The organism is Pelagibius litoralis, from assembly GCF_011683915.1.
GTDB classification, from domain to species: Bacteria; Pseudomonadota; Alphaproteobacteria; order Kiloniellales; family Kiloniellaceae; genus Pelagibius; species Pelagibius litoralis.
The window spans coordinates 161,003-186,949 of the sequence record NZ_JAAQPH010000006.1 but is presented as its reverse complement, the minus strand read 5'-3'; the positions used below and the strand labels follow the sequence as shown (position 1 = coordinate 186,949).

General features: G+C 64.3%; 28 protein-coding genes. 16 read left to right on the top strand and 12 right to left on the bottom strand.

All coding sequences use genetic code 11. From position 1 onward, the window contains the following. Positions 1–7: 7 nt before the first annotated feature. On the bottom strand, positions 8–310 hold the full coding sequence (locus HBA54_RS09940) for a hypothetical protein (RefSeq protein WP_167223982.1): 303 nt from the start codon (positions 308–310) through the stop codon (positions 8–10). A 156-nt stretch (positions 311–466) separates the two neighbouring features. On the opposite strand from HBA54_RS09940, the gene HBA54_RS09935 reads away from it, so the two are divergent. Then, complete coding sequence (locus HBA54_RS09935; protein WP_167223980.1) at positions 467–1,486, top strand: isopenicillin N synthase family dioxygenase; 1,020 nt, start codon at positions 467–469, stop codon at positions 1,484–1,486. Positions 1,487–1,603: 117 nt separating this feature from the next. Here the strand turns inward: HBA54_RS09935 and HBA54_RS09930 are convergent, their stop codons facing one another. From HBA54_RS09930 to HBA54_RS09915, 4 genes are all read right to left on the bottom strand, one after another. Then, positions 1,604–2,323 (bottom strand): HAD family hydrolase, encoded by a 720-nt coding sequence (locus HBA54_RS09930; RefSeq protein WP_167223979.1) that lies wholly within the window; start codon positions 2,321–2,323, stop codon positions 1,604–1,606. Continuing rightward, positions 2,320–3,561: a choline ABC transporter ATP-binding protein gene (choV, locus tag HBA54_RS09925; protein WP_167223977.1), complete on the bottom strand. Its 1,242-nt coding sequence runs from the start codon at positions 3,559–3,561 to the stop codon at positions 2,320–2,322. The genes HBA54_RS09930 and choV overlap by 4 nt, the downstream gene beginning before the upstream one ends. Before the next feature lie 4 nt (positions 3,562–3,565). Further along, positions 3,566–4,417, bottom strand: a complete 852-nt coding sequence (choW, locus tag HBA54_RS09920) for a choline ABC transporter permease subunit (RefSeq protein ID WP_167223975.1) — start codon at positions 4,415–4,417, stop codon at positions 3,566–3,568. 102 nt (positions 4,418–4,519) lie between these two features. Further along, on the bottom strand, positions 4,520–5,473 hold the full coding sequence (locus tag HBA54_RS09915; protein WP_167223973.1) for a choline ABC transporter substrate-binding protein: 954 nt from the start codon (positions 5,471–5,473) through the stop codon (positions 4,520–4,522). 229 nt (positions 5,474–5,702) lie between these two features. Between HBA54_RS09915 and betI the strand changes: the two genes are divergently transcribed. Genes betI through betA form a run of 3 tightly spaced genes read left to right on the top strand, consistent with a single transcriptional unit; the run spans position 5,703 to position 9,432 of the window. Continuing rightward, positions 5,703–6,299 (top strand): transcriptional regulator BetI, encoded by a 597-nt coding sequence (betI, locus tag HBA54_RS09910; RefSeq protein WP_167223971.1) that lies wholly within the window; start codon positions 5,703–5,705, stop codon positions 6,297–6,299. Further along, positions 6,299–7,762 (top strand): betaine-aldehyde dehydrogenase, encoded by a 1,464-nt coding sequence (betB, locus tag HBA54_RS09905; protein ID WP_167223969.1) that lies wholly within the window; start codon positions 6,299–6,301, stop codon positions 7,760–7,762. The genes betI and betB overlap by 1 nt, the downstream gene beginning before the upstream one ends. 11 nt (positions 7,763–7,773) lie before the next feature. Continuing rightward, on the top strand, positions 7,774–9,432 hold the full coding sequence (betA, locus tag HBA54_RS09900; RefSeq protein ID WP_167223967.1) for a choline dehydrogenase: 1,659 nt from the start codon (positions 7,774–7,776) through the stop codon (positions 9,430–9,432). Positions 9,433–9,633: 201 nt separating this feature from the next. On the opposite strand, the gene HBA54_RS09895 is transcribed toward betA, so the two are convergent. Beyond that, positions 9,634–11,457, bottom strand: a complete 1,824-nt coding sequence (locus HBA54_RS09895; protein ID WP_167223965.1) for a tetratricopeptide repeat protein — start codon at positions 11,455–11,457, stop codon at positions 9,634–9,636. A 267-nt stretch (positions 11,458–11,724) separates the two neighbouring features. Between HBA54_RS09895 and HBA54_RS09890 the strand changes: the two genes are divergently transcribed. The 3 genes from HBA54_RS09890 (at position 11,725) to HBA54_RS09880 (ending at position 12,951) form a co-directional block, all read left to right on the top strand. After that, positions 11,725–12,135 carry a hypothetical protein gene (locus HBA54_RS09890; protein ID WP_167223963.1) on the top strand — a complete coding sequence of 137 codons (411 nt, stop codon included), beginning with the start codon at positions 11,725–11,727 and terminating at the stop codon, positions 12,133–12,135. Between the two features lie 150 nt (positions 12,136–12,285). Continuing rightward, positions 12,286–12,519, top strand: a complete 234-nt coding sequence (locus tag HBA54_RS09885) for a hypothetical protein (RefSeq protein ID WP_167223962.1) — start codon at positions 12,286–12,288, stop codon at positions 12,517–12,519. A gap of 9 nt (positions 12,520–12,528) precedes the next feature. Further along, the gene (locus HBA54_RS09880; RefSeq protein ID WP_167223960.1) at positions 12,529–12,951 is read left to right on the top strand and encodes a RidA family protein; all 423 of its coding nucleotides are present in this window, start codon (positions 12,529–12,531) and stop codon (positions 12,949–12,951) included. A gap of 106 nt (positions 12,952–13,057) precedes the next feature. Here the strand turns inward: HBA54_RS09880 and HBA54_RS09875 are convergent, their stop codons facing one another. Beyond that, complete coding sequence (locus HBA54_RS09875; protein ID WP_167223958.1) at positions 13,058–13,462, bottom strand: GFA family protein; 405 nt, start codon at positions 13,460–13,462, stop codon at positions 13,058–13,060. Positions 13,463–13,595: 133 nt separating this feature from the next. Here HBA54_RS09875 and HBA54_RS09870 point away from each other — a divergent pair, with 133 nt between their 5' ends. Beyond that, on the top strand, positions 13,596–14,141 hold the full coding sequence (locus tag HBA54_RS09870; protein ID WP_167223956.1) for a hypothetical protein: 546 nt from the start codon (positions 13,596–13,598) through the stop codon (positions 14,139–14,141). A gap of 37 nt (positions 14,142–14,178) precedes the next feature. Continuing rightward, positions 14,179–14,580: a VOC family protein gene (locus HBA54_RS09865; protein ID WP_167223954.1), complete on the top strand. Its 402-nt coding sequence runs from the start codon at positions 14,179–14,181 to the stop codon at positions 14,578–14,580. A gap of 1 nt (position 14,581) precedes the next feature. Here HBA54_RS09865 and HBA54_RS09860 read toward each other — a convergent pair whose 3' ends face one another. After that, positions 14,582–15,385, bottom strand: a complete 804-nt coding sequence (locus HBA54_RS09860) for a class I SAM-dependent methyltransferase (protein ID WP_167223952.1) — start codon at positions 15,383–15,385, stop codon at positions 14,582–14,584. A gap of 94 nt (positions 15,386–15,479) precedes the next feature. Between HBA54_RS09860 and HBA54_RS09855 the strand changes: the two genes are divergently transcribed. Beyond that, a complete protein-coding gene (locus HBA54_RS09855; protein ID WP_167223950.1) occupies positions 15,480–16,169 on the top strand; it encodes a DNA-3-methyladenine glycosylase I in 690 nt (229 codons plus the stop codon). A 185-nt stretch (positions 16,170–16,354) separates the two neighbouring features. Here the strand turns inward: HBA54_RS09855 and HBA54_RS09850 are convergent, their stop codons facing one another. Continuing rightward, positions 16,355–17,242, bottom strand: coding sequence for a LysR family transcriptional regulator (locus HBA54_RS09850; protein WP_167223948.1), 888 nt, complete (start codon positions 17,240–17,242; stop codon positions 16,355–16,357). A 414-nt stretch (positions 17,243–17,656) separates the two neighbouring features. Between HBA54_RS09850 and egtB the strand changes: the two genes are divergently transcribed. Together egtB and egtD are read left to right on the top strand one after the other, a co-directional pair. Beyond that, entirely contained in the window at positions 17,657–19,057 is a 1,401-nt protein-coding gene (egtB, locus tag HBA54_RS09845) for an ergothioneine biosynthesis protein EgtB (RefSeq protein ID WP_240932597.1), read from the top strand. After that, entirely contained in the window at positions 19,054–20,025 is a 972-nt protein-coding gene (egtD, locus tag HBA54_RS09840) for an L-histidine N(alpha)-methyltransferase (protein WP_167223946.1), read from the top strand. Before egtB ends, egtD begins: the two co-directional genes overlap by 4 nt. Before the next feature lie 19 nt (positions 20,026–20,044). On the opposite strand, the gene HBA54_RS09835 is transcribed toward egtD, so the two are convergent. Beyond that, a complete protein-coding gene (locus tag HBA54_RS09835) occupies positions 20,045–21,022 on the bottom strand; it encodes an SMP-30/gluconolactonase/LRE family protein (protein ID WP_167223944.1) in 978 nt (325 codons plus the stop codon). A 75-nt stretch (positions 21,023–21,097) separates the two neighbouring features. On the opposite strand from HBA54_RS09835, the gene HBA54_RS09830 reads away from it, so the two are divergent. Continuing rightward, the gene (locus HBA54_RS09830; RefSeq protein ID WP_167223942.1) at positions 21,098–21,643 is read left to right on the top strand and encodes a DUF924 family protein; all 546 of its coding nucleotides are present in this window, start codon (positions 21,098–21,100) and stop codon (positions 21,641–21,643) included. Here the strand turns inward: HBA54_RS09830 and HBA54_RS09825 are convergent. Continuing rightward, positions 21,640–23,223: a cisplatin damage response ATP-dependent DNA ligase gene (locus HBA54_RS09825; protein ID WP_167223940.1), complete on the bottom strand. Its 1,584-nt coding sequence runs from the start codon at positions 23,221–23,223 to the stop codon at positions 21,640–21,642. The genes HBA54_RS09830 and HBA54_RS09825 overlap by 4 nt on opposite strands. Then, positions 23,220–24,257, bottom strand: a complete 1,038-nt coding sequence (locus HBA54_RS09820) for a ligase-associated DNA damage response exonuclease (RefSeq protein WP_437126181.1) — start codon at positions 24,255–24,257, stop codon at positions 23,220–23,222. Before HBA54_RS09820 ends, HBA54_RS09825 begins: the two co-directional genes overlap by 4 nt. A gap of 14 nt (positions 24,258–24,271) precedes the next feature. Between HBA54_RS09820 and HBA54_RS09815 the strand changes: the two genes are divergently transcribed. From HBA54_RS09815 to HBA54_RS09805, 3 genes are all read left to right on the top strand, one after another. After that, positions 24,272–24,688, top strand: coding sequence for an HIT domain-containing protein (locus HBA54_RS09815; protein WP_167223936.1), 417 nt, complete (start codon positions 24,272–24,274; stop codon positions 24,686–24,688). Between the two features lie 112 nt (positions 24,689–24,800). Continuing rightward, on the top strand, positions 24,801–25,385 hold the full coding sequence (locus HBA54_RS09810; protein WP_205944540.1) for a class I SAM-dependent methyltransferase: 585 nt from the start codon (positions 24,801–24,803) through the stop codon (positions 25,383–25,385). A gap of 248 nt (positions 25,386–25,633) precedes the next feature. After that, positions 25,634–25,945 (top strand): hypothetical protein, encoded by a 312-nt coding sequence (locus tag HBA54_RS09805; RefSeq protein WP_167223932.1) that lies wholly within the window; start codon positions 25,634–25,636, stop codon positions 25,943–25,945. Positions 25,946–25,947 lie beyond the last annotated feature (2 nt).

The following is a 25,947-nucleotide window of genomic DNA, read 5'->3' as shown; positions in this document are numbered from 1 at the left end:
ACAGCCGCTACTTGCGACGCGAATCCTCGAGCTCCTTCATGAACAGTCCCTTGACCCTCTCGTTCTCCTGCTTGATCTGCAACTTATCGGGCCGCGTGCTTTGGCCCGGCAGGTGGACATGGTCCGAGCAGAAATCCACCGCATAGGCGGCGCACTGTTCCCAGCCAACCGAATCGCCACCATGAATTTCATCACAATAGGATTCCGCATCCAGCTCACAGTCCACGGAATCGTGGGCCATCGCATAGCCGGCGGGCAGGCTGATCGCCAGCATCAGGGCCAACTTGGGCATCAATCGTGAAACGGACATATTTGTCTCCTTTGTCATTGGGACATCAGGCGGAACAGCCCTTGTGGAAATCTCCCCACAGGCCGCCGCTAATAGTGTGAGTCGGTGAAGAGCGGAAAAGGTTCAAACAAAGGATCGCTTTCAAAGGAACAGGCTCATCGGCTAGCCTGTGGCGCTATGCGACAGACTGCAAAATCCATCAGCACTCTGCCCGTCATCGATATGGCGCCGCTGTTCCGGCGTGAGGACACGGCGGGCCGGGCGGGCGTCGCCAAAGAGATCGAGGCGGCTTGTCGGGCCAGCGGCTTCTTCTATGTCACCGGCCACAGCGTTGGCGACCAGACCTTGACGGATCTCGATGCGGCCAGCCGACGCTTCTTCGCGCTGCCGGAAGAAACCAAGCTGCGCATTCCCATGAGCCAGGGCGGGCGCGCCTGGCGCGGCTTCTTTCCACTGGGCGGGGAACTCACCTCCGGCCGGCCCGACGGCAAGGAGGGGCTTTACTTCGGCAGCGAACTGCCCGCCGATCATCCCCGCGTGACAGCCGGCTGGCCGCTGCACGGTGCCAACCTCTGGCCGGCAGAGGTGCCGGAGCTGCGCCCAGCCGTGGAGACCTACATGGCCGCGACGGTCAGGGCGGCGCACCACCTGATCGAAGGGGTGGCCCTCAGCCTCGGCCTCGCCGCCGACTACTTCAACCGGCACTACACCGCCGACCCGACGGTGCTGTTCCGCATATTTCACTATCCGCCCACACCGCCGTCTGACGACGGTGAAGAGAACTGGGGCGTGGGTGAGCACAGCGATTACGGCCTGCTGACCCTGCTGGCACAGGATCAGCACGGCGGCCTGCAGGTGAAAACGCCCGACGGCTGGATCGCCGCCCCGCCCCTGCCCGGCACCCTGGTCTGCAACATCGGCGACATGCTGGACCGCCTGACCGGCGGCTGGTACCGCTCGACCCCGCACCGTGTGAAGAACGTCAGCGGCCAGGAGCGCCTCTCCTTCCCCCTGTTCTTCGATCCCGACTTCGCGGCGGACATGAAACCGCTGCCGCCGGAGGCCATGAAAGGCGACGGCGGCGACGCCCCACGCTGGGACGGCGCCGACCTGCAGGCCTTCGAAGGCACCTACGGCGATTACCTGCTGAGCAAGGTGTCGAAGGTCTTTCCGGCGTTGGGTGGCGAGGTGTTGTAGGCGGCACCTGAAGCCCTCTCACACTCCCGCTGTGCGGGAGGCAGTGTCCCCCCTCACCCTCCCACTGCGCGGGGCCCTCCCTCTCCCCTTGTGGAGAGGGTCGGGGTGAGGGGAAAACTACGCTCTCCGCTTGCCCGCCACGTCGCCGAGCAATGCCTCCAACCCGGCGATGCTGTCCAGCACATGGTGCGAATGCGGGGCGAGGTCGTCGTGGCCGCCGCTTCCGGTGAGCACCCCGACCAGCAGGCCGGCGCCGGCGCGCCGCCCCATCTCCATATCGTGGCGGCTGTCACCGACAACGGCAACCGCCGCCGGAGCGATGCCCATCGCTTTGCAGAAGCCCTGGACCATGCCGGGGCCGGGCTTGGCGCCATGGCCGGAATCGTAGCCGGCGATGAAATCGAAACGGTCCAGCACACCGAAGGGCGCCAGGCTGTTCAGCGCGCCCTCCTCGCTGTCGTTGGTGGCAACGCCGAGGGTCAGGCCGCCCGCCGCCAGGGCCTCCAGCGTTTCACCCAGGCCTTCGACGGCCACAGCGGTCTCGGCGCTGCCGGCCTCGAAGATCCGCGACAGCCGATCGGTCAGTTCCGCCGCGTCGCCGCCGACAACCTCGGCCCAGCAGATCCCAAGATCGTCGTTGCTGCCGGCGACCAGGACCGAGTCGGCGACGCAGGTATCGCTTACAGGGTCGTAGCCGGAAGCCACCAGCAGGCGCTCCGCCAGCACCACGTCACCCCCCGCCGCCGCCAGCGCCGCCCGCCGGTTCAACGGCATCCAGGTGGCGTGGTAGTCCAGCAGGGTGCCGTCTTTGTCAAAGAGGATACCCTGAATGGTCACGAAGCCGCCGCCTCCGCCGGTTTATCCGCAACCTGGCTCTGACGCAGGATGCCGGCATAGATTTCCTCGTCGCCGCAGACGCCCACCAGTTTGCCGTCCTCCATCAGGGCGACGGGATGGCCGGTGGCCTGGCGCAGTTCGATGGCGACCCGCATCGACATGTCGCAGGGTGCAGTGATCAGGGCGGTCGGCGGCAGGTCGGCCATATCCAGGTCCTCGCTGTAGGGCAGCAGACGCCCGAGGTAGCCGTCGAGGGTGACCGAGACCGGCGCGCCCTGGTCATCCAGCTTCACCCGGAAACGGCCCCGGCTGTCCAGCAGTACGCTGTCATCCTCACGCTTCAGTTCCGCGACGGACGTCATGAGAGAGCCGCCGCGCAGCACGTTCAGCGGATTCATATGGGCGACGAACTCGGCGACATAGTCGTTGGCCGGGTTCAGCACAATGGCCTCGGGCTCGCCGTACTGCACGATGCGCCCGGCCTCCATGATGGCGATGTGGGTGCCCAGCTTCAGCGCCTCGTCCAGATCATGGCTGACGAAGATGATGGTCTTTTTCAGCCGGTGCTGCAGTTCCAGCAATTCATCCTGAAGGTGATCGCGGATCAGCGGGTCGAGGGCCGAGAAAGGTTCGTCCATCAGCAGGATATCCGCATCGGTGGCAAAGGCCCGTGCCAGGCCGACGCGCTGCTGCATGCCGCCGGAAAGCTCATGCGCGAACTTGTCCTTCCATTGCGACAGGCCGACCATTTCCAGCTTTTCCTCGACGATGGCATCGCGCTCCGCCGTCGCCATGCCGCGCAGCTCCAGCCCCAGGCCGACGTTCTCCTTCACCGTGCGCCAGGGCAGCAGGGCAAACTGCTGAAACACCATGGCGACCCGGTTCATGCGCAGCCGCCGCAGGGTGGCGGCGTCGCAGGAGGCGACATCGACCATTTCAGCACCACCCGGGCCGCTCTCGTCGCGGACCATCACAACACCGCGCGTCACCTTGTTCAGGCCGTTGACGGCGCGCAGCAGGGTCGACTTGCCGGAGCCGGACAGGCCCATGAGGACGCAGATCTCACCCTCCTCGATGGCCAGGGAAGCACCGGCGACGCCGAGCACGTTGCCGGTCTTGTCCAGAATCTCGTCGCGGGTCGCACCGCCGTCCAACAGGGTGACCGCCGGCCCGGTTTCCTTGCCGAAGATGATGTCGACGTTCTGGAAGTCGACGACTGTTGTATCTTGAACGGTCATGGCCTCAGCCCCCCTTCTTCGCGGCGGGTCCGCGCTGCTTGCAGAGCCGGTCCAACAGGATGGCGACGATGACGATGGAGAGGCCGGCCTCGAAACCCTGGGCGACATTCACCGTGTTCAGCGCCCGCACCACCGGCTTGCCGAGACCGTCGGCACCCACCAGGGCGGCGATCACCACCATGGAAAGCGACAGCATGATGCACTGGGTGATCCCGGCCATGATGGTCGGCATGGCATGGGGCAGTTCGACCTTCCAGAGCAGCTGGCTCCTGGTGGCGCCGAAGGATTCGCCGGCCTCGACCAGGTTCTTGGGCACCGAGGAAACGCCGAGGTAGGTCAGGCGGATCGGCGCGGGAATGGCGAAGATCACCGTGGAGATCAGGCCCGGCACCACGCCCAGACCGAAGATGATCAGGGTCGGGATCAGATAGGCAAAGGTCGGGATGGTCTGCATCAGATCCAGCACCGGCCGCAAGGCCGTATAGAGCCAGGGACGATGGGCCGCGGCAATCCCCACCGGCACGCCGATCGCCGTGCAGAAAAAGGTGGCATAGATGACCAGAGCGAGAGTCTCGACGGTCTCTTCCCAATAGCCGAGGTTGATGATCAGCAGCAGGGAGAGCACCACGCCGACCGCCAGCCAGATCGACCGCTGCAGCCAGTAGGCGCCGGCGGCGATCAGGGCCACCAGCAGGAGCGCCGGAATCGCCTGGAGGACGTCAACCAGACCGTTGATCAGGAAACTCAGAACGCCGGAGATGCCGTCGAAAAACCAGGCCGCGTGGTCGTTGAGGAAATCCACGAAAGCCTTGATCCACTTGCCCAGCGGGATTTTATGATCCTCAAGAAACTCCATCCCAAGCCCCCCTTTTTCTTTGTTCTATAAAGGCACAAAAGCGAAAACGGCCAGACCCTGCGGTCTGACCGTTCCCAGTTTATACGTTTTTCACCGGAAGACTTACAGGCCGAGATGCGCCTTCACGGCCGGCAGGCCTTCGCCGCCGTCCAGCGTCTTCACACCGGCGAGCCAGCCGTCCAGGATCCCCGGATTGGCCTGCAGCCAGGCCGTCGCCGCGTCCTGCGGATCTTTCTCGTCATCCAGGATCGCGCCCATGATGGCGCCCTCCATGGGCAGGGTGAACTTCAGGTTGGCGAGCAACTGGCCGACATTGGGGCAATCGCTGGTATAGCCCTTGCGCACGTTGGTGAAGACCGTGGCACCGCCGAAGTCAGGGCCGAAGAAATCATCGCCGCCGGAGAGATAGACCAGTTCGTGGTTGTTGTTCATCGGGTGCGGCGCCCAGCCCAGGAACACGATGTGCTCCTTGCGCTTTTCGGAGCGCGCGACCTGGGTCAACATGCCCGCTTCGGAAGACTCCACCACCTCGAAGCCCTTCAGGCCGAAAGCATCCTTATCGATCATATCCTGGATCAGGCGGTTGCCGTCGTTGCCCGGCTCGATGCCGTAGATCTTGCCGTCCAGTTCGTCCTTGAACTTGGCGATATCGGCAAAGTCCTTGATGCCGGCTTCCGCAGTATAGCTCGGCACCGCGAGCGTGTACTTGGCGCCTTCCAGATTGGCACCCAGAACCTCGACCGAGCCCTCGTCGCGATACTTGGCCAGATCGCCTTCCATGGTCGGCATCCAGTTGCCGAGGAAGATGTCGATGTCGCCGTTCTTCAGGCTGGCGTAGGTCACCGGCACCGCCAAAAGCTCATCTTCGGGTTCGTATCCCAGTCCTTTCAAAACCACCGAGGTCGCCGCCGTGGTCGCGGTGATGTCGGTCCAGCCGACGTCGGCGAAACTGACTTCCTTACAGGCCGCCGGATCGGCTGCCAGGGCGCTGCCGGCCGCTGTCGAAAGTGCCAGGGCCGCTGCCGCCGCCAGGCCGAAATGGATTCTCCGCTGCATGGAATTAGCCTCCTCTTTCCCTATGTCTTGCGCGTTTGTTCATTGCTTCGCTGCCCCAGCCCGCACAGGCCCGACTGCGCCGAAGGGAAGCGGAACATTCTTTGGAATGATCATGCAAGGCTATGTTTTTTTGATTGAACGTTCAATCAAAATAAAATACCAGTCTAGAGAGAGCCTGCCGGATCGCGGGTTCCGAACCGCGTTGTTCTGGCGAAAGGCTGGCGCTGACATGCCCAAGGTTGGAATGGAGGATCTGCGGCGCCGGCAACTGATTGCGGCGACCATAACCTCGATCCACGAAGAGGGTTTCGCCAATGCCACAATCTCGCGCATAAGCCGCAACGCCGGCCTCTCCGGCGGCATCGTCGCCCACTACTTCGAAGACAAAGCAGGCCTGCTCGCCGCCACCATGCGCTCCCTCGCACAGGACCTGCTGCAGGAAACGCTGCGCCATCTGAGCGCCGCGGAAACACCGCGCCAGCGCATCGACGCGGTGATCGCCGCGAACTTCTCCGACGATCAGATGGACCCGGAAACGGTTTCCGCCTGGCTCGCCTTCTGGTCGGAGGCGCGCTATGCCCCGGCGCTCTGGCGCATCCAGAAGATCAACGAGCGGCGCATGCTGAGCAACCTGGGCCATGCCTTCAAACAACTGCTGCCGGCCGAAGAGGCGCGCACAGCCGCCGCCGGTCTCGCCGCGATGATCGAAGGGCTGTGGCTGCGCTGCGCGCTCTCCAGCGGCCCCCTCACCATGGATCAGGCACGCCTGATCGCCCGCGACTATGTCGACCGACTTTTGGAAACCCCGCTCTTGGAAAGTAAGTGATGCGCAACCTGCCCGAACAAAAACTCTACATCGGCGGCGGCTACCGTGACGCCCTGAGCGGCGAGAGCTTCGAAACCCTGAACCCGGCAAACGGCGAAGTGATCTGCTCTATCCAGCAGGCCGGTGCCGAGGATGTCGAAGCCGCCGTGGCCGCCGCGCAGGAAGGTTTCGCCGTCTGGTCGGCGATGAACGGCGCCGAGCGGGGCCGCATTCTGGGCGAGGCCGCACGCCTGCTGCGCGCGCGCAACCGCGAACTGGCCGAACTGGAGGTGCTGGACAACGGCAAGCCGATCCAGGAGGCCGAGGTGGTCGACATCGCCTCCGGCGCCGAGTGCCTGGAGTTCTTTTCCGGCGTCGCCGGCACCCTGCACGGCGAGCACTACGACCTCGGCGGCGACTTCGCCTATACCCGGCGCGAACCGCTGGGCATCTGCGCGGGCATCGGCGCCTGGAACTACCCCATGCAGATCGCCTGCTGGAAGTCCGCCCCGGCGCTGGCCTGCGGCAATGCGATGATCTTCAAGCCGGCGGAGCTGACCCCCCTCACCGCCCTGAAGCTGGCGGAGATCTATACCGAGGCCGGCCTGCCCGACGGCGTCTTCAACGTGGTTCAGGGCTTCGGCGACACCGGACGCCTGCTGACACGCCATCCGGGTATCGCCAAGGTCTCGCTGACCGGCGAGGTCGGCACCGGCAAGAAGGTCATGGCCGATGCGGCGGAGACCCTGAAGGCCGTAACCCTGGAGCTGGGCGGCAAGTCGCCGATGATCGTCTTCGAGGACGCGGACATCGAAAATGCCGTACACGGCGCCCTGCTCGCCAACTTCTACACCCAGGGCGAAGTCTGCTCCAACGGCACCCGGGTCTTCGTTCACGAGCGCGTCCACGACGCCTTTCTGGCGCGGCTGGTCGAGAAAACCGCGGCGCTGAAGATCGGCGATCCCATGGACCCGGAGACCCAGGTCGGCGCGCTGATTTCCAAGGATCACGCCGAGAAGGTTCTGGGCTATATCGAAAAAGGCATTGCCGAGGGCGCGAAGCTCGCCGCCGGTGGCGGACGGCCCGACGATACCGCGCTGGCCGCCGGCAACTTCGTGCAGCCCACCATCTTCGCCGGCTGTGCCGACGACATGACCATCGTGCGCGAGGAGATTTTCGGGCCGGTGATGACCGTGCTGGCGTTCAGCGACGACGACGAAGTGATCGCCCGCGCCAACGACACCGAGTTCGGCCTTTCCGCCGGGGTCTTTACCCGCGACCTGACCCGCGCCCACCGCGTCATCGCCAAGCTGCAGGCCGGCAGCTGCTGGATCAACACCTATAACATCACGCCGATCGCAGTGCCCTTCGGCGGCATGAAGCAATCCGGCATCGGCCGCGAGAACGGCCTGGCCGCCATCGAACACTACAGCCAGTTGAAAAGCGTCTACGTCGCCATGAACGGCGTCGACTCGCCTTACTAGAAAGTTCTTCCATGGCAGCGAGCGAAAGCTTCGACTACATTATCGTCGGCGCCGGTTCGGCCGGCTGCGTGCTGGCCAGCCGTCTGAGCGAAGACCCGGACGTCAGGGTCCTGGTGCTGGAGGCCGGCGGGCGCGACAACTCGATTTTCATTCATATGCCGGCGGCCCTCGCAAAGCCGCTCGCCAATGACAAATACAACTGGTTCTACCATTCTGAGCCGGAGCCCCATGTAAACAACCGCCAGCTCTACTGCCCGCGCGGGCGGGTGCTGGGCGGCTCCTCCTCCATCAACGGCATGGCTTATGTGCGCGGCCACGCACGCGACTACGACCGCTGGGGTCAATCGGGGCTGAGCGGCTGGTCCTATGCCGATGTGCTGCCCTACTTCCGCAAGGCCGAGACCTACGAGCGCGGACCCGACGACTACCGCGGCGGCGACGGCCCGCTGCAGGTTTCCGCCGGGGCCTGCACCAACCCGCTGTTCCAGGCCTGGATCGAGGCCGGGCGTCAGGCCGGCTATCCGGTAACATCGGACATGAACGGGCGGCAGCAGGAAGGCTTCGCCCACATGGACATGACGGTCCACAACGGGCGGCGCTGGAGCGCCATGGTCGCCTACCTGAAGCCGGCGATGACCAGGCCCGACCTCACCGTCTGGACCCGGGCGCTGACCACCCGCCTGTTGATCGAGAACAACCGCGCCGTCGGTGTCGAACTGGCCAAGGGAAACGAGCGCATCGAGGTGCGGGCGGAACGCGAGGTCATACTCTCCGGTGGTGCGATCAACTCACCGCAGGTGCTGCTGCTTTCCGGCATCGGCCCGGCGGACGAACTGACCGCCCAGGGCATCCCGGTGGTGCAGGACCTGCCCGGCGTCGGCAAGAACCTGCAGGACCACCTGGAGGTCTACGTCCAGCACGCCTGCACCCAGCCGATCACGCTTTATTCGGCGCTGAAACCCTGGAACCAGGCGAAGATCGGCTTCGACTGGCTGTTCTTCAAGAAGGGCCTGGGTGCCACCAGCCACTTCGAAGCCGGCGGTTTCATCCGCAGCCGCGCGGGCGTCGAGCACCCGGACCTGCAGTATCACTTCCTGCCCATCGCCATGAACTACGACGGCAGCAGCCCGGCCGGCAGCCACGGCTTCCAGGCCCATGTCGGGCCGATGCGCTCGCAAAGCCGCGGCGAGGTTACCCTGAAGTCTTCAGACCCCAAGGCACCGCCGCGCATCCTCTTCAACTACCTCTCGCAGGAGGCAGACCGGCAGGAGTTCCGGGCCGGTATCCGCCTGACGCGGGAGGTTTTCGCCCAGAAGGCCTTCGATGAATTCCGCGGGCCGGAGCTGGCGCCGGGCCCGGCGGCGCAGAGCGACGAAGAGCTCGACGCCTTCGTGCGCGAACACGTCGAAAGCGCCTATCACCCGTCGTGCAGCTGCAGGATGGGTACGGACTCCATGGCCGTGGTCGACGGCGCTGCGAAGGTGCACGGGCTGGAGGCTTTGCGCGTGGTCGACGCCTCCATCATGCCCTCCATCGTCAGCGGCAATCTGAACGCGCCGACCATCATGCTGGCCGAAAAACTCGCCGACACAATTCGCGGCAAGACGCCCCTGCCTTCCTCGGACGCCCCGGTCTGGATCGCCCCCAACTGGGACACCGCGCAGCGGTAAGCGATCCCCCTCACCCTCCCGCTAACGCGGGCCCCTCCCTCTCCCACGAAGGGGAGAGGGGTTTTAAAGAGAGCTCTCTTTGTTTCCCCCTCTCCCCTTCGTGGGAGAGGGTCGGGGTGAGGGGGGGACAGCGGTTGCTCCAAACTGCCGCATGTCAGGCATTGACGCCGAATCGCATCCAATGCGATCCGAAAATTAAACCTATTCCAATTTAAGGCTTTGGATCAGCAGCGCCGCCAGCTCCGGCAGTTCGAATTCGGCGCTGAGATCCGGATCGTCGGCCAGCTTCACCAGCTTCTGGGCGTCCGCCAACCGCTCCCTCTCCGCCAGGGTTATGGCGGCAACGTTGAGGAACAACCATTCCATCCCCGGAGACTTCAGCCGCGTGGAAAGCGCAAGGATGTCTTCCGGCGTCTGGCTGGCCGGCAGACTCTGCGCAGTGACGCCGATGCGGGCGTAGCCGTTGTCGAACGCATCGGCTGCGATAAGGTCCAGTCTTTTCTCCAGGGATTCCCTGGCCAGCGCATCCTTACCGCCTCTCGCCGCGGCATCACCCAGGCGGGCCAGCATCGCGAAGCGGGCATCGGCATCCTCCACCCAGCCGACAAGGGCTTTTGCTCTGTCGAACTGCCCGAGCCTCAAATGCACTTCCACAAGCTCGCGAACGATTTCCGCGAGGTAGTCGACCTCGTCCATCTCAAGATTCATCTGAACGGAATCGGCCAATCGGTTCGCACGCTCGCTGTCGCCGTCAACGGCACTGTTGAAAGCAATCCAACTCAACCCAAGAAGCCGAAGACGGTCATCCGCCTTAATGCCGTCGATGATCTGCTCCGCCAGATCGTATTTGTCGGCCATAAGGGCGACACGGCCGACGGCCAGACGGGTCTCGGCGGCGTCTTGAAGAGAGAAGTCCTCGATCCTGTCGGCAACGGCCAAAGCGTCCTCGGCAAGACCCGCGGTCATCATCAATTCGGCCTGCTGTCTCATCGCGTAGGCGCGCTGTGCCGGGTCAGTGAATTCGGCTGTCGCGGCCAGGTTGTTCTGAAAGACATCCCGCGCCTGCTCTGTGTCACCCTGTGTTGCCAGGGTCGTTGCAAGCCGCCCCAACACCGTGAGCCTTTGGTCAATTAGGTTGATGCCTTGGGCAACTTTCAGGGCAGCGCCCAGTTTCCCGGACGTCTCCAGACTGAAAGCAATGTTCCGCCGCAGCGCATCGGTGTCACTCTCGTGCGTCACCTCCAAGGCTTCCAGGGCGGTCATCGCCTGCTCGAACAGCCGGTCCGCCTCCGCCGCCTTTTTCAAGTGATAGGCCTGCATGCCAACCGTCGCAAAGTCCCGCGCAAGCGCCGCCGGATCGTCTATCGCCATCAGAGAGCGCTGAACATCAGCCAGCGGCTGCGATCTGATCTGTGCAAGAGCCAGCCCGAAGTACGCGTTGTTCCGAACGCCCGTATCGCCGATCTCTTTTGCGTTCTCCCATGCCAGGCTGAATCGCTCGTCGATGGCGAACAGCCGGACCAGGCCAGCCTGAAAATCGTCCGACAGGTAGTCATCGCCGACCTCTTTGACGAGAAGCAACGCCGGTTCAACCTCCCCATCCAGCACGAAGCGATTGACGATGGCGCCCAACACCGCACGCTTCGACTGCGGATCGCCGATCAGATCGGCAATATCCCGCGCCTTCGCGTATTCCCGCACATTCGCCCGCATGACGCCCAGCACGGCAAGCTTCGCCTCTTTCACGGGGGTCTGGTCGATCTCCAGCACGACCCTGAGAGCGCTGTCCAGGGAACCGTTGTTTATGAGTTTATCAGCAAGGGCGATCGTCAGTTGACCTCTGTCCGCCTTCTCTTCCTGGTTTATCCGGTCCAACAGGCGATCCAGAAGCGGCCCGGCGCAATCCGCCCGGACCGGCGCCTGGTAGCAGGCAGCAGGTACCGTTTGCGCCTGGGCAGCCGGGGCACCGCCCCCGCAGACCAGAGCGATGCCGAAAAGCAGAGCACTAAAACCCTTGGTGTTCATCTTTGTTTCCCAAATTATGACAGAGGAGAAAATCGATATGGGACAATCTCCGCTCGATCAGGCGTGATCCGGCCGGCGCCATTGGCGATATGTCGCGCGCAGCAGCCCGGGGGTTCAAAGGCCGGCCAGGCGGCAGAGCGATCCATGACCCTAAGGGCTTGAACCTCCCAGCTTGCCGGAACGACTCACGGCCGGCTAACCTTCTTCACGAATGAAAGTGATCCATCGTCTCCTGCCACCCCCAATTACAGCGGCGTTCCCCTGACAATGAAGATCTGCGTCTCAGCCGCCCTGGCCGGCCTCCTGATGATGACGGCACCGGCATCTGCCTATCCAGGCCGCAACGATCATGCGCAGGTTCTGCAGGCGGCTATCGACTTTGACGGTCTGGATCCGTACTACCACGCCGACACGCTGCCGGAACGGACGCCGCTGCGCCTTGCCTGCAAGGTCGATCTCTGTGCCGGCCTGGCGCTGACGAAGTTCGGAACGGATGTCGTGGTTCTCCCCCGGGATCGGATCGACGATGCCCAGATGTTGATCGAAACCCTCGACCTGAAGGGCGCCGCATCGCGGGTAACCCTGACCTACCCGGCAGAAGGCATCCGGGCCGATCTGGCGTTGGAGCGCCATGAAGACATCTGGAGGGTCGTAAGAGGGGAAGTGGCGGAGCAATAAGCCGCTTGCGACAAACCTTCTCAGGGCGGGCCGCCACGCTCTCGGTCAGCAACGGCCACAACAATTGATTAAGCTTCGCACCTTTACAATTGTAACATGGTTTCAATCACACCCATATCGGCGAAAGGCTGGTTCTGGCGGGTCGTAGCAATGCTTCTGCTCCTCCTGCTCGGCGCCTTCCTGATGTGGACAGCTATCACATATGCTTGGTTGGCAGGATTCCCGGAGAAAGCCGCCCTGAAGGAGCTTTACACTTGGCTGGCGAACGGCGGGTTTTGGCTGGGTGTTGCTGCCATCATCGGCGCCGTCGCATTGTTAATCTTCTCTATTCGACGTGACAACGCCGCCACTCGCGCGGCACGCCAACGCAGTAACCAAAACTAGGAGTTCATCATGGCCTATGGTTTCAATCCTCCGGGCATCTGGGGGCCGAACGGGCGGGCCTTTTCGCAGGGCGTGATCGCCGGCGAAGGGGTGACGCTCTATGTTACCGGGCAGGTCGCCTGGGACGCGGAGAGCAAGGTCATCGGCCCCGGCGACTGCGCCGCGCAGATGGAAAAGGCCATCGACAACACCCGGGTGATCCTGGAGGCCGCCGGCGGCACCCTGGACGACATCGTCTCCATGACCGTCTACTTCCTGAACCGCGACGACCTGCCGGCGATTCAGCAGGTGCGCGCTCGACACTTCAAGACGCCGACGGCCCCGGCCAGCATCCTCATCCAGGTGCCGGGCCTGGTAATCCCCGAACTGCTGGTGGAGATCGTCCCCATCGCCCTGATCCCCCACAAGCGCTTCAAGCGGCCGGAGAGCTGATCCCCCTCACCCTCCCTCTTCCTTTGTGGAAGAGGGTTGTGAAGGCTTGGCGAGGCAGCGCCGAGCTTAGCCGAAGCTGGGTGAGGGGTAACCGCCCCGCGCCCGCTTAATCCGGCTCTACCGGCCGGTCATACCCTTCGAACTGCGGCAGGCCGTCGGCGATCGTGTAGTAGTCGCCCTTTTGATCGACGAAGATGTGCTTGGTCAGGGTGACGCCGCTGGGCCCGTCGAGGCTGCCGAGGTTGATGCTGACGGCCTCGCCGCCATCGTCCCAGAACAGCACGGAGCCGCAGTCGCGGCAGAACCCGCGCTGCGCGATTTCCGAGGATCGATACCAGGTCAGGCCCCGCGTCTCTGTCAGGGTGAAGTCCGCGCGTTCGGCATCGCTCGCCACCGCAAAATGGCCGCTCTGCCGGCGACAGAGACGGCAATGGCAGGCATGCGCATCGCTCAGCCCGCCCCTGATTTCAAAACGCACGGCACCGCAAAGGCAGCCACCGGAAAGCGTCATAGTCGAACCTCTTTGGCCATCGCTCACCCAATACAGCAGGTTGGCACGGTTCCGGCACCGGCCGGCTGGTCGGCCCATGCTTTTGCCATAGTCTTGAGTTCTAATGGGTCAGGGTCGGCCTGGATAGTGGGAGATGCAGGACGTGCGACTGTGGCTTTGCAGGATGATGGTTCCGGTTTTGGCGGTTATCTGGGCCCTCGCCCCCGATGCCGGCGCCGACGAACCCCTGCCGCCGCCGACGGACCGGGAAATCTGCTCCCCGAACGGGCTCTATTGCGCGGTGATGGACGCCGCGGCAAACGAAACCACGGTTTTCCACCAGGGCCTGCCCCTCTGGCGGCGGCCCGGCTGGTTCCGCGACGCCTTTCTGGCGGACGACGGAGAGCATATGATCGTCGGCTACAGGGGCCTGGAGCTGCTGCAGTGGGATTACCGGCCGGAAACGGTCATGATCTCCTTCTGGCGGCGCGACCGGCTGATTCGCGCGGTACCGCTCTCCGAAGTGATCGAGGACACGGCAAAACTGGAACTCACAACCTCGCACTTTCTTTGGGGGCGGACCGTCGGAATCGATGACTCCAGCCGCTTCGTCGTGGAAACGGTTGAAGATCGGCGCCTCACGTTCGACATAACATCAGGCGCGATGGTCGGGGTGCAGGCGCACCCTTTCCGGCGCTAGATGCTATAGTTCCGGTTGTCAGCTGGAGGGGAGAATCATGGCCTTCGCCATCAAGAACCTGGATCATGTCGTCGTCTGCGTCGCCGACCTGGAGCGCGCCCTGACTTTCTACACCCAGGTACTGGGCTGCCGGGAGGAACGGCGGGTCGAGTCCATCGGCTTGGTGCAACTGCGCGCCGGCGCCTCGATGATCGACCTCATGCAGACCGCGATGGGGCCGGAGGAAGCAGAAGCCATCGGCGGCGGCCACAACATGGATCACTTCGCGGTACGCATCGAACCCTTCGATCCCCCGGCGATCCGCAGCCATCTTGAAAGCCACGGCGTCGACGTCGGCGAGGTGGTGGAGCGCATCGGCGCCGAAGGCAAAGGCCCCTCCCTCTACATCCAGGACCCCGACGGCAACACCGTGGAACTGAAGGGCCCGGCGGTGGGGTAGCCTACCCTTCTTTCCGCCCCACCAGCACATAACTCAGCGGTAGTTGCTGCGGCTGGTTTTCGAACTGCTCGCGGGTGCCGATGTTGTGAGGGAACTCCTCGAAATCCTCGATGGCGAAGCCTGAGGTCACCAGGGCCATGATCACGTCGCTCATCTTGTGGAACATCCAGAAACAGGGCTTGGCGTCGTAGTCTTCCTTGGCCCAGTAGTCGAGGCCGTCGTCGCTGCGGTAGGGGTCGGAACGGAAATAGGATTCGTCCGGCACCGGCGGCAGCCGTTCCTCGCGGTCTTCGTACATGTTGAGGATCGGATGGTCCTCATAGATGAAGATCCGCCCGCCGGGTTTCAGGATGCGCTGCGCCGTGGCGAAGAAGGCCGCGAGGTCGGGCTGCCAGCCGAAGACGCCGATGGTCACCACCGCCAGATCGAAGCGCCCGTCGTAGTCGCTGGGGATCTTGTTGATGTCGGTCTGCACAAGCTCGGCCTCGATACCGCCGGCGGCGGCCAGTTCGCGGCCCTGGTCGAGAAATTCCTCGGCGAAATCGAAGCCGGTGACGCTGGCGGCGCCGAGGTTCTTGATCGACAGCAGCTCCCGCGCGTTGTTGCAGCAGAGCTGCGCCACCGCCCTGCCCTCCAGGCCGATGGCCTGCAAACGTGCGGCCATGGTCTCGTCCAGTACCGAATGGCCGGGCTGGGCGAAACCCTTCAGCAGCGCGGTCCACTGATCGTGTTCGCGATGGTGCGCCGCCGCCTCGTTCCAGGACGCGCGGTTGGCGGCGACGATCTGGTCTTTAGTCAGGGACATGTCAGCACTCTTTCCGTCGCTGTGTTCTTTTCTCTAGGCAGTCAGGCCTCTGCCGTCAATCATTAGGCGGCGGAACAGGCAGACGGAACGGGCAATGGCATCCTTCAAACAGATCTACGCACGCGCAGCCAAGCGCAAGGGCGGCGAAGCGGCCCTGGAAAAGCTGATCGCGGGCAGCAAGCCCAAGAGCAAGGTGGCGCTGAAGAAGCTGGGCGACGACCGCTATCTGGCGGAGATGACCAAGCGCATCTTCCAGGCCGGTTTCGTCTGGCGGGTGGTGGAACAGAAATGGCCGGATTTCGAGGCTGCCTTCCAGAAATTCGATGTCGGGCGCATGGCGCTTCTGTCCGACGAAGACCTGGATGTGCTCAGCCGCGATTCCCGCATCATCCGACACGGCGCCAAGATCGCCGCGGTGCGCCACAACGCGATTTTCCTGAGCGACTTGGCGAGGGAGCACGGCAGCGCCGCCAGGTTCTTCGCCGACTGGCCGTCAGAGGATATCGTCAATCTCTGGGCGCTGCTGAAAAAGCGCGGCGCGCGCCTGGGCGGCTACACCGGGCCTTACTTCCTGCGCTTCATGGGCAAGGACAGCTTTCTGCTGTCGCCCGATGTGACGGCGGCGCTGATCCGCGCCAAGGTGGTGGACAAGAACCCCACCGGCAAGGCCGACCTCGCCAAGGTGCAGGCGGCCTTCAACGGCTGGCAGCAGGAAACCGGCCGCTCCCTCACCCAGCTCAGCCGCATCCTCGCCAATTCCATCGACGCCCCGCGCGAGAAGTAAGCCCCTCACCCTCCCGCTGCGCAGGACACTGAAGCCCCCTCACCCTCCCGCTGCGCGGGCCCCTCCCTCTCCCACAAAGGGGAGAGGGAAATAGAGCCGACTCGACCTTATTTGTTTCCCCCTCTCCCCTCCGTGGGAGAGGGTCGGGGTGAGGGGGAAATCGGCATCCCGCGCAGCAGGGGGCACTAAACTTGCGGTAACCGCCCCTCCAGCAGGTCGCGGTGGCCGAGGAAGGCTTCTGCCATGAAATCCATGAAGGCGCGCACCCGGGCAGTGGCGCGCAGGTCTTCGTGGGTTAGGATCCAGATGTCCCAGGCCGGTTCCGGCTTGCCCGGCGGCACCCGGCGCAGATCGGCCTCCGTATCGCCCATGAAGCAAGGCAGCATGGCCAGACCCATGCCCGCCTTGGCAGCGGCCAGCTGCACCATGGCGTTATTCAGCCGCCCGCGCACCGAGGCGTTGGGGAATGAGCTGTCGCGCACCCAGCGCGGATGGCGGCTGCGGTCGTCCCAGCCGATCCAGGTGACCGACTCCGGGGCATGCTCCGGGTCGTGGCGGGACAGATAATCGCGCGAGGCATAGGTCGCCCGGGCATAGGTGATGATCTTGCGGCCGATCAGGGGCTCCGGCGGGTCGCGGGTGATGCGGATCGCCACGTCCGCCTCGCGCCGGCCGAGATCAAAAGGGGTATAGGAAATCGCCACTTCGAGATTGATGTCGGGATAGCGCTCCCCGAAGGCCACCAGATCGGGCATCAGCAGCTTCGCCGCCAGCAGATCGGGCATGGTCACACGCAGGTCGCCGCGCAGCCGCGCATCCTGGCCCAGCACCCGGCGTTGGAGACCGTTCACCGCCTCTTCCAGGCGCCTTGCGGTCTGGATCATGTCTTCGCCGAAGGGCGTCAGCACATAGCCGTCGGGCAGGCGCTCGAAAAGGCGCACCCCCAGGGTCTGCTCGAAGGCATCGATACGGCGCGACACCGTGGAATGACTGACCCCCAGCCCGGTGGCGGCGCCACGCACCGACTTCTCCCGCGCCAGGGCCAGAAAGATACGCAGATTGTCCCAATCCATCTCTACAGGCCCATCCGATGCTACCCCACCTCGTGCTCTACGCCATTTGTTGCTGGTGCAAAATTGCACCAGCAAGGCGCAGATGTCGATCTTTCATTCGCCACCCAGTATCGCATATGGAAGAGGGAGAACGGCCGGCGCGAAACGGCGCGGGAGGCGATGCTGAAAGACGGAACACAGATGACCGGGGAACCGCAGCTTGGCCTTTGCCGTTTCAGGCCCGCAGGCCTGTTCCATCATCCGGCGGCCCATCATGCCGCGTCATCGAAGCTTCTTCAAAACGACACAAAGTGGCAAGCGGCCCCGCCCATCCTGTGCTTTGTTCCGATGCGTGAAAGCGCAGCGAACAAGAAATCGGGAATAGGGACCGGCCTGCAGCGTCTCACCACAGACAGGTAAAGGGGGATTTCCATCATGCGGCAGGCAGCGAACACGGCACTGCAAGACAGCGGTGCCCCGGAACCAATGGCCGACAAAGCCGTCGCCGAGTCGCCCGTCACCGAATCGGCGGGCCTGCCTGCCGGGGGGAACGACCCCGATGCGGCGCAGCGCCGCCGTCTGCACGACGCCTTTGTCGCGGTGCGCGCGCGCAGCCTCACCCTGGCCGCCCCGCTTTCGCCGGAAGACATGGTCGCCCAGTCGATGGAGGACGCCAGCCCGGCCAAGTGGCATTTGGCCCACACAAGCTGGTTCTTCGAAACCTTCATCCTGCAGGACCATGATCCCGGTTACCGGGTGTTCCGCGAAGGTTACGGCTATCTCTTCAACTCCTATTACGAAGCGGTGGGCGCCCGCCATGCCCGGCCGCGCCGCGGCCTGCTGACCCGCCCGCCGGTGGCCGAGGTGATGGCTTATCGCCGCCACGTCGATCAGGCGATGGAGAAGCTGGTTGAGGCGGCGCCCCTGGAGGCCTGGCTGCAGATCGCGCCGCTTCTGGAACTCGGCCTGCATCATGAGATGCAGCACCAGGAATTGCTGCTCACCGACATCCTGCACCTTCTGGCGCAGAACCCGCTGCACCCGGCCTATCGCGACAGCGCCCCCGATGAAGGACAGGTCGCCCCGCCGCTGGTCTGGTGCGACTACGACGGCGGCGTTGTGGAGATCGGCCACGACAGCAAGGGTTTTGCCTTTGATTGCGAAGGCCCGCGCCACGAAACCCTGCTGCAGCCCTTTGCCCTGGCCTCGCGCCTGGTGACCAACGCCGAGTGGCTGGCCTTCATGGAAGACGGCGGCTACCGCAAACCGGGCCTCTGGCTTTCCGACGGCTGGGCGCGCTGCCAGGCCGAAGGCTGGGGCGCCCCGCTGTACTGGGAACCGAAGGACGGCGGCTGGACCGCCATGAGCCTGCAGGGCCTGCGCCTGATCGACCCCGACGCACCGGTCTGTCACGTCAGCTTCTACGAGGCCGAAGCCTACGCCCGCTGGGCCGGCCTGCGCCTGCCGCTGGAGGCCGAGCTGGAATTGGCGCTTGGCAACGCCACCCTGACCGGCAACCTTCTGGAAAGCGACGTCCTGGCGCCCCGGGTGGCGCCCCCGGTAACGACGGCGCAGGGCGGTCTGGCAAGGCCTAGCCAGCTTGTCGGGGATGTCTGGGAATGGAGCCAGAGCCCCTACAGCCCCTACCCCGGCTTCCGCGCGCCCGAAGGCGCGGTCGGCGAGTACAACGGCAAGTTCATGTGCAACCAGTTCGTTCTGCGCGGCGGTTCCTGCGTCACGCCCCAAGCGCAACTGCGCGCCAGCTATCGCAATTTCTTCTATCCCCATCAGCGCTGGCAGTTCACCGGCCTGAGACTGGCAAAGGACAGACAATGACAGCAGTGGCAGAAACGGTTCTGGACGCCAAGACGGAACCCCGGCCCATCGACGAGGCTTTCCTGGCCAGTGTTCTGAGCGGCCTTTCGAAGCGGCAGAAAACCATTGAGAGCAAGTACTTCTATGACGCCAGGGGCTCGCAGCTGTTCGATGCCATTACCGATCTTGACGAGTACTATCTGACCCGCGCCGAAACCGCCCTGCTGAAAGAACAGTCGGCTGAAATTGCAACACTGATCGGCACCGGCGCCACCCTGGTGGAGTTCGGCAGCGGTTCATCGGTGAAAACGCGGATTCTGCTGGATGCCCTGGCCGCGCTGCGCCTTTACGTGCCCATCGACATTTCCGGCGAGCACCTGGACGCCGCGGCGAAGCAGGTGGCGGCGGACTTCAGCCTGCCGGTGATCCCACTGCACGCGGACTACACAAGCCGCTTCACCCTTCCCCATCAGGTGTCCCGCGACCGGCTGGTCGGCTTCTTCCCCGGGTCGACCATCGGCAATTTCGAGCCGGACGAGGCGGCGGCTTTTCTCGACCGTGTCCGCAGTCTGCTCGGCCCCGCTGCGCGCTTGCTGGTCGGGGCCGATCTACAGAAAGACCCGGCGCGCCTGGAAGCCGCCTATGACGATGCGCAGGGCGTGACCGCGGCTTTCAATCTCAACCTTCTGGTCCGCATCAACCGCGAGCTCGGCGGCGACTTCAGTCTCGAGGCCTTCCGGCACAAGGCGCTCTACAACGCCGAGGAAGGGCGCGTCGAGATGCATCTGGTAAGCCTGGCGGATCAAAGCCTTTCCCTCGGCGGACGGCAGATCGATTTTACCGCCGGCGAGACCATCCACACCGAGAACTCCTACAAATACAGCCTCGAGTCTTTTCGGGAACTGGCACAACGCGGCGGCTGGCGCAGCGAAGCCGCCTGGACCGACCCGGAGGGCCTGTTCAGTTTCCACGCGCTGATTGCGGAATAATCAGGGGTTTTTCCGGCGCCTAAACGTTGAAGTGCCAGTGGACCGGCGGGCGGCCCATCACCTCCGTGCGGATGGAGGCGATCTGGTCGCCCAGCAGGCAGCCGAGATAGGCGGTGCGCAGGTCGGGCCCGCCGAAGGCCAGACTTGAGATGTTGCGCAGCTTCCTGCCGCTGTTCCGGTCGAGATGCGGGCGGTCCATGACGCCGTCCTGAAAGGCCTTTTCCACCTCGGCCAGGTGGTCGGGGTCGCAATCCTCCAGGATCAGCTTCTGGCTGCCGTCCGGGGCCACCCGGATCACCCGGTTGCTCACGATGCTGGTGACCCAGAGGTGGTCTTCCATGTCAAAGGCAAGGCCGTCCGGGAAGGTCCCGGGGCCGAACTCGGTAACCACCTCCTTGTCGGTCAGGTCGCCGCGCCGGCCGATGCGAAAACGGCTGAGACGGCGGGCGAAAGTCTCGTTCACATAGAGCCACAGACCCTGGCTGTCGATGGCCAGTTCGTTGGTGTAGCCCAGGCCGTCGGCGACGATGCGCGCGCCGTGGCCATCGATCAACACGATGAAACCGTCATCGACGTCCGGGCGGTAGCCCAGCGCCCGCGGGCTGCGCCTTGTCGAAACCGTCACCCAGACGCGGCTGCGGTCATCGATCAACACGAAATTGGTGGCCGGCAGGTCGATACCGTCGACCTGGCGCAGCACTTCGCTCAGCTTGCCATCACGGTCGAGCCGGAAAACCCCGCCGGAGTCGTCGAGGTTGGCGATGAGGAAGGAACCGTCCCGTTGCAGGGCGATGCCATTCGGCTTGATCGTCTCGACACCACCCGGTGCCTGAAACAGTTCCTGCTCACCGAAGGTCCGTGACAGCGCCACCCCGCCGCGCCAATCGGCGCTGAAGATATCGCCGCTTGAGGTACAGAGCAGACACTCCGGGCGCACAAGGCCGCTGCCGAACAAGGTAACGTCATCAAGGCTTAGGGCCGCTTGGCTGTCGGGCAAGGTTTCCTCCTGTGAATCAGCGGCGAACCTACTATAGTTTCGCCCGAGCTGCCCAGCGCGAAGAGAGGCCTTAAGATGATGGATGCCCAAGCCGTTCTCGGCTTCTGGTTTGCCGAAGGACGGGACAAGCAGTGGTTCGGCGGCGGCGAGGCTTTCGACCAGGAAGTGCGCGAGGCCCTGTTAGCGGCCTATGACGTGGCGCTCACTGGGGGTTATGAAGCCTGGCGCGAATCGCCGCAAGGTTGCCTGGCGCTTTGCATCCTGCTGGATCAGGTGCCGCGCAACATTTTTCGCGGCACCCCCAAAGCCTTCGCCAGCGACGCGACAGCCCTGGCGCTGACGCGTCACGCCCTGGACCGCGGCTTCGATTCGCAGCTCAGCCAGGTCGAACGGCTGTTTCTCTATCTGCCGCTGGAACACAGCGAGGATCTTGGTGACCAGGAACGCTGCCTGCGGCTTACAGCGGACCTCACCGACAACCCCGAGTGGCTGACCTATGCCGAAGCGCACCGCAGTGTCATCGCGCGCTTCGGGCGCTTTCCCCACCGCAATGCGATCCTCGGCCGGGAAAACTCGGCTGAGGAAGAAGCCTTCTTGGCCGAACCCAATTCCTCCTTCTAACCCTCGATCAGCTTTTCCAGATCAGGCAGGCGGTCGGCCTCCTCCACCGGTTTGTCCCAGCGAATGCGGTGGATGCGGGGAAAGCGCATGGCAACGCCGGATTTGTGGCGCTTGGAGCGATGCACGGCATCGAAGGCAACCTCCAGCACCACGCCGGGCTTCACCGCCCGCACCGGCCCGAAGCGCTCCGTGGTATTGGCGCGCACCCACTTGTCGAGCTGCAGCAGTTCCTCGTCGGTGAAACCGGAATAGGCCTTGCCGACGGGCACCAGTTCCGGCGCACCGTCCTCTCCGGTTCGCCAGGCACCGAAGGTGTAGTCGGAATAAAGCGAGGAGCGTTTGCCGTGGCCGCGCTGGGCGTACATCAGCACGGTATCGAGGGTGAGCGCATCGCGCTTCCACTTGAACCAGGGGCCCTTGGGCCGCCCGGCAACATAGGGGCTGTCGCCAAGCTTCAGCATCAGGCCCTCGATGGAGCGCGCCCGCGCGGTTTCCCGTAGCGATGCCAGGTCGTCCCAACCGCCGAAGCCGAGCAGGGGCGAGAGGTCGATACGCGCCGGCTGCACCGCGGCGTACCAGGCCTCCAACCTGAGGCGGCGTGCATCAAAAGACTGCGCACGCAGATCCTCGTCACCATCGAAAAGGATGTCATAGACCCGCAGATGGGCCGGAAAGTCCTGCAACATCTTCGCCGTTACCCGCTTGCGGTTGAGGCGCTGCTGCAGATCGTTGAAGGGCGCAATCTCGCCGTCGCGCGCGACCAGCAATTCGCCGTCCAACACGGCATCGAAGTCGGCACTGCCCATCAGATCAGGGAAGGCCTGGGTGATCTCGTCGCCGGAGCGCGAGAAGAGCCGCGCCTCGCCACCGCCGGCGGCCAGCTGCACGCGGATGCCATCCCACTTCCACTCCGCGCGATAGGCCGCGGGATCGAAGTTCTCCAGCTCAGCCTCGTCCAGGGGGTTGGCCAGCATGAGGGGGCGAAAGGCGCGGCGCAGGTCGATGGCGGGGGCTGCCGCCCTGCCCTCCAGCCAGGCGAAAACCTCGGTGAAGGGGGGCGTTACGCCGTGCCAGATCTCTTCGATCTCTTCCAGACCCGCATCGCCCAGCTGCGCCAGGGCGGTCTTGGCGAGACGCGCCGAGACGCCGACCCGAAGACCGCCGGTGATGAGTTTCAGGAAGGCCCAGCGGCCGTTGGCGTCCAGCGCATCAAGCCAACCCTCGACAAGACGCGGCGAGTCCGAGCGGCTGGCGGTCGAGAGCCGCTCCACCACCTCGGCCAGTTCCGGTGGCCGGTTCGCGCCCGGCCGCTCCGGCCAGATGAGCGCAACCGTCTCCGCCATGTCGCCGACGAAATCGTAAGACCAGCCGTAGAGCACCGGGTCGACACGCTGTTCGACCAGGCCGCGGATCATCGCCGGCTTGGCGGTGGCAAAGTCGAGTCGCCCAGTCAGCGCCGCCAGCGCATAGCCGCGGTCCGGGTCCGGCGCCGCGCGGAAGTAGTCGGCCATGAGGGTCAGCTTGGCGTTGCGTCCCGGCGTATAGGACAGGCGGTCAAGCAGTTCGGCGAAGACCCTCACGTCTTGGTTTCCTCCGACGGTGGCGCCTCTTCCTGTTCTTCCTCGCCACGGCCGATGAGGGCGAGCGCACGAGCACGGATACCCTTGCCCGTCGCGTAGTGGACCAGCGCTTCCTCGTTACCATGAGTCACCCAGACCTCCGGCGCAGCCACATCCTCCAGCGTCTGCACCAGTTCATCCCAATCGGCGTGGTCGGAGAGGATCAGCGGCAGTTCGGCCCCGCGCTGCTTGGCGCGGGCACGCACCCGCATCCAGCCGGAGGCCATGGCCGTCAGCGGATCCGGCAGACGCCGCGACCAGCGGTCGTTGAGGGATGAGGGCGGCGCCAGCACGATCTCGCCCGCCATCTCCGCCTTCGGGGTATCGCCGACCGGTTTCAGCAGCCCCAGGTCGACGCCGAGATCACGGTAGAGATCGCAGAGCCCCTGCAGCGCGCCATGAATGTAGAGTGGCCGTTCGTAGCCGGCGTTGCGCAGCAGCGCGATGACCCGCTGCGCCTTGCCCAGGCTGTAGGCACCGACCAGGATCGAACGCTCGGGAAACTGGCGCTGCGCCGTCAGCAGCTTGGCGATCTCGTCCTCGTCCGGCGGATGACGAAAGACCGGCAGGCCAAAGGTCGCCTCGGTAATGAAGACATCGCAGGGCCTGGGCTCGAAAAGCGCGCAGGTGGGATCGGACCGGCGCTTGTAGTCGCCGGAGACGATGATGCGGCAACCCCGCCACTCCAGCACCGCCTGGGCGCTGCCCAGCACATGCCCGGCCGGCAGGAAGGAGAGTTTCACCCCGCCGATATCGCGGATCTCGCCGTAGGCCAGAGGCTCCAATGCATCGCCCGCCTTGTTGGCGTAACGGCTTTTCATGATCGCCAGGGTCTCGGGCGTCGCCAACACAGCGCGGTTGCCGGGGCGGGCGTGATCGGCATGGCCGTGCGTCACTACCGCGCGTTCCACCGGACGGTGCGGATCGACGTAAAAGTCGCCCGGCTCGCAATAGAGCCCGCGCTCGGTTACCTTGAGCCAGGATTCAGGTTTCACGGACACCATATTCAATGACGGATGACTTTGTTCTGCATGAAGGCCTCGCCGCCGATTGTATCACGCTTGACGACTGGCCGCTCTGCCGCGTGCTGCTGATGAACGACGCAACCTACCCCTGGCTGATCCTGGTGCCGCGGCGCCCGGGCCTGCGTGATTTCCACGATGTCGGCGCTGGCGACATGCCCCGCTTCACAGACGAAATCGGCAAAGCATCCCGCGCCCTGCAGTCCGCCTTCAAGGCCGAAAAAATGAACCTGGCCGCCCTGGGCAATATGGTCCCGCAGCTCCACGTGCACATTATCGCCCGCTTCACCAGCGACCCCGCCTGGCCCGGCCCGATCTGGGGCAAGGTCCCGGCCGCGCCCTATGAGCCCGGTGCCTTGCAGGTGCGTGTCGACCTGCTGAAGGAGGCATTCGAGGAGACCTGATCGGGCATGGCCTCGCCCCCGCGACCCTCACCCGACAGCGGCGACAACGCTCAATTAACATTTGCGTGCAATGCTCGACCTTTGGCATGCTCAGCGGTTGAGAGGAGACCCCGTGCCCGACACTGACTCACTTGCTCAGAGAACCGTCCTGCATGTCGGCTGCGGAAGTTGGCGGCCGGGGGCGCTTCATGCAGCCTATGAAGGCGAGGGCTGGCGCGAAATCCGCCTGGATTTCAACCCGAGTACCAAACCCGATATCGTCGCCTCCATGACGGACATGAGCGCCGTCTCCACCGATTCGGTGGATGCGATCTGGAACTCCCATGCCTTGGAACATCTCTACAGGCATGAGGTTCCGGTTGCGCTGCGGGAGTTTTTCCGCGTTCTTCGTCCCGGCGGTCACGTCCTGATGAGAATGCCTGACCTGCAGAAAGCAGCCGCCCTGATCGTTGAGAAAGGACCGCTGTCGACCGCCTATACCTCTCCCTCCGGCCCCATCACCCCGCTCGACATTCTGTACGGGCACGGCGCCTCCATCGCGCGTGGTGAGACCGGCATGGCCCACAAGACCGGGTTTACGATGGAAAGCCTCGCCCACCATCTGACGAACGCTGGCTTCGCGAACGTGAAGGCTACCCAAAAAGGTTTCGACCTTTGGGCGCGCGGCGAAAAGCCAGACCCGACTGCCACGGCCTGACGCCCCTCTCCCGATCTGCGTTCTGCACCGCTTCCCGAAGGGCCGCCGGCAAAGTCGTGAGTTAAATCGTCACTGGCAAGAAAACCCTGGAGGGCCCCCTGGGCTGAGAAGGCCTGATCCGCTAAGGGCGCTTTGAACCGCCGGGGCCGGCGGTGCGACCCAGAAGGGAAACCGCCAGGTAAAGAGTCGAGATCTGCATGCCCGAACATCAGAGAATTCTGCGAAAAATCTTATTTCTTAGCAGCGGGATGCTGCTGGGCTCCGGGCTGATCGCCGGCGACCTCCTGACCTACTTTCAGGAGCCCGGTGTACTCTTTTACAGTGGCTTGGCGGTTCTCGCCGTATCTGGATTTTTAGCCGCCGCCTGGGTGTTCGGGGCCGTCGAAGCCCTGACCTCCACAGCCATCTCCGAGTTTCCACCCCTATGGCTGCTGATCTACAGCCTGGCGGTGATCCTGTTGATCGTCCTGCTGCCGCTGGCGCTTATGATCCTGGGCTTTCGCTATCGGCGCGCCCGGCGGCGCTTCAATCAAGAAGAAGCGGACCGCCCGGCCGCTTGAAG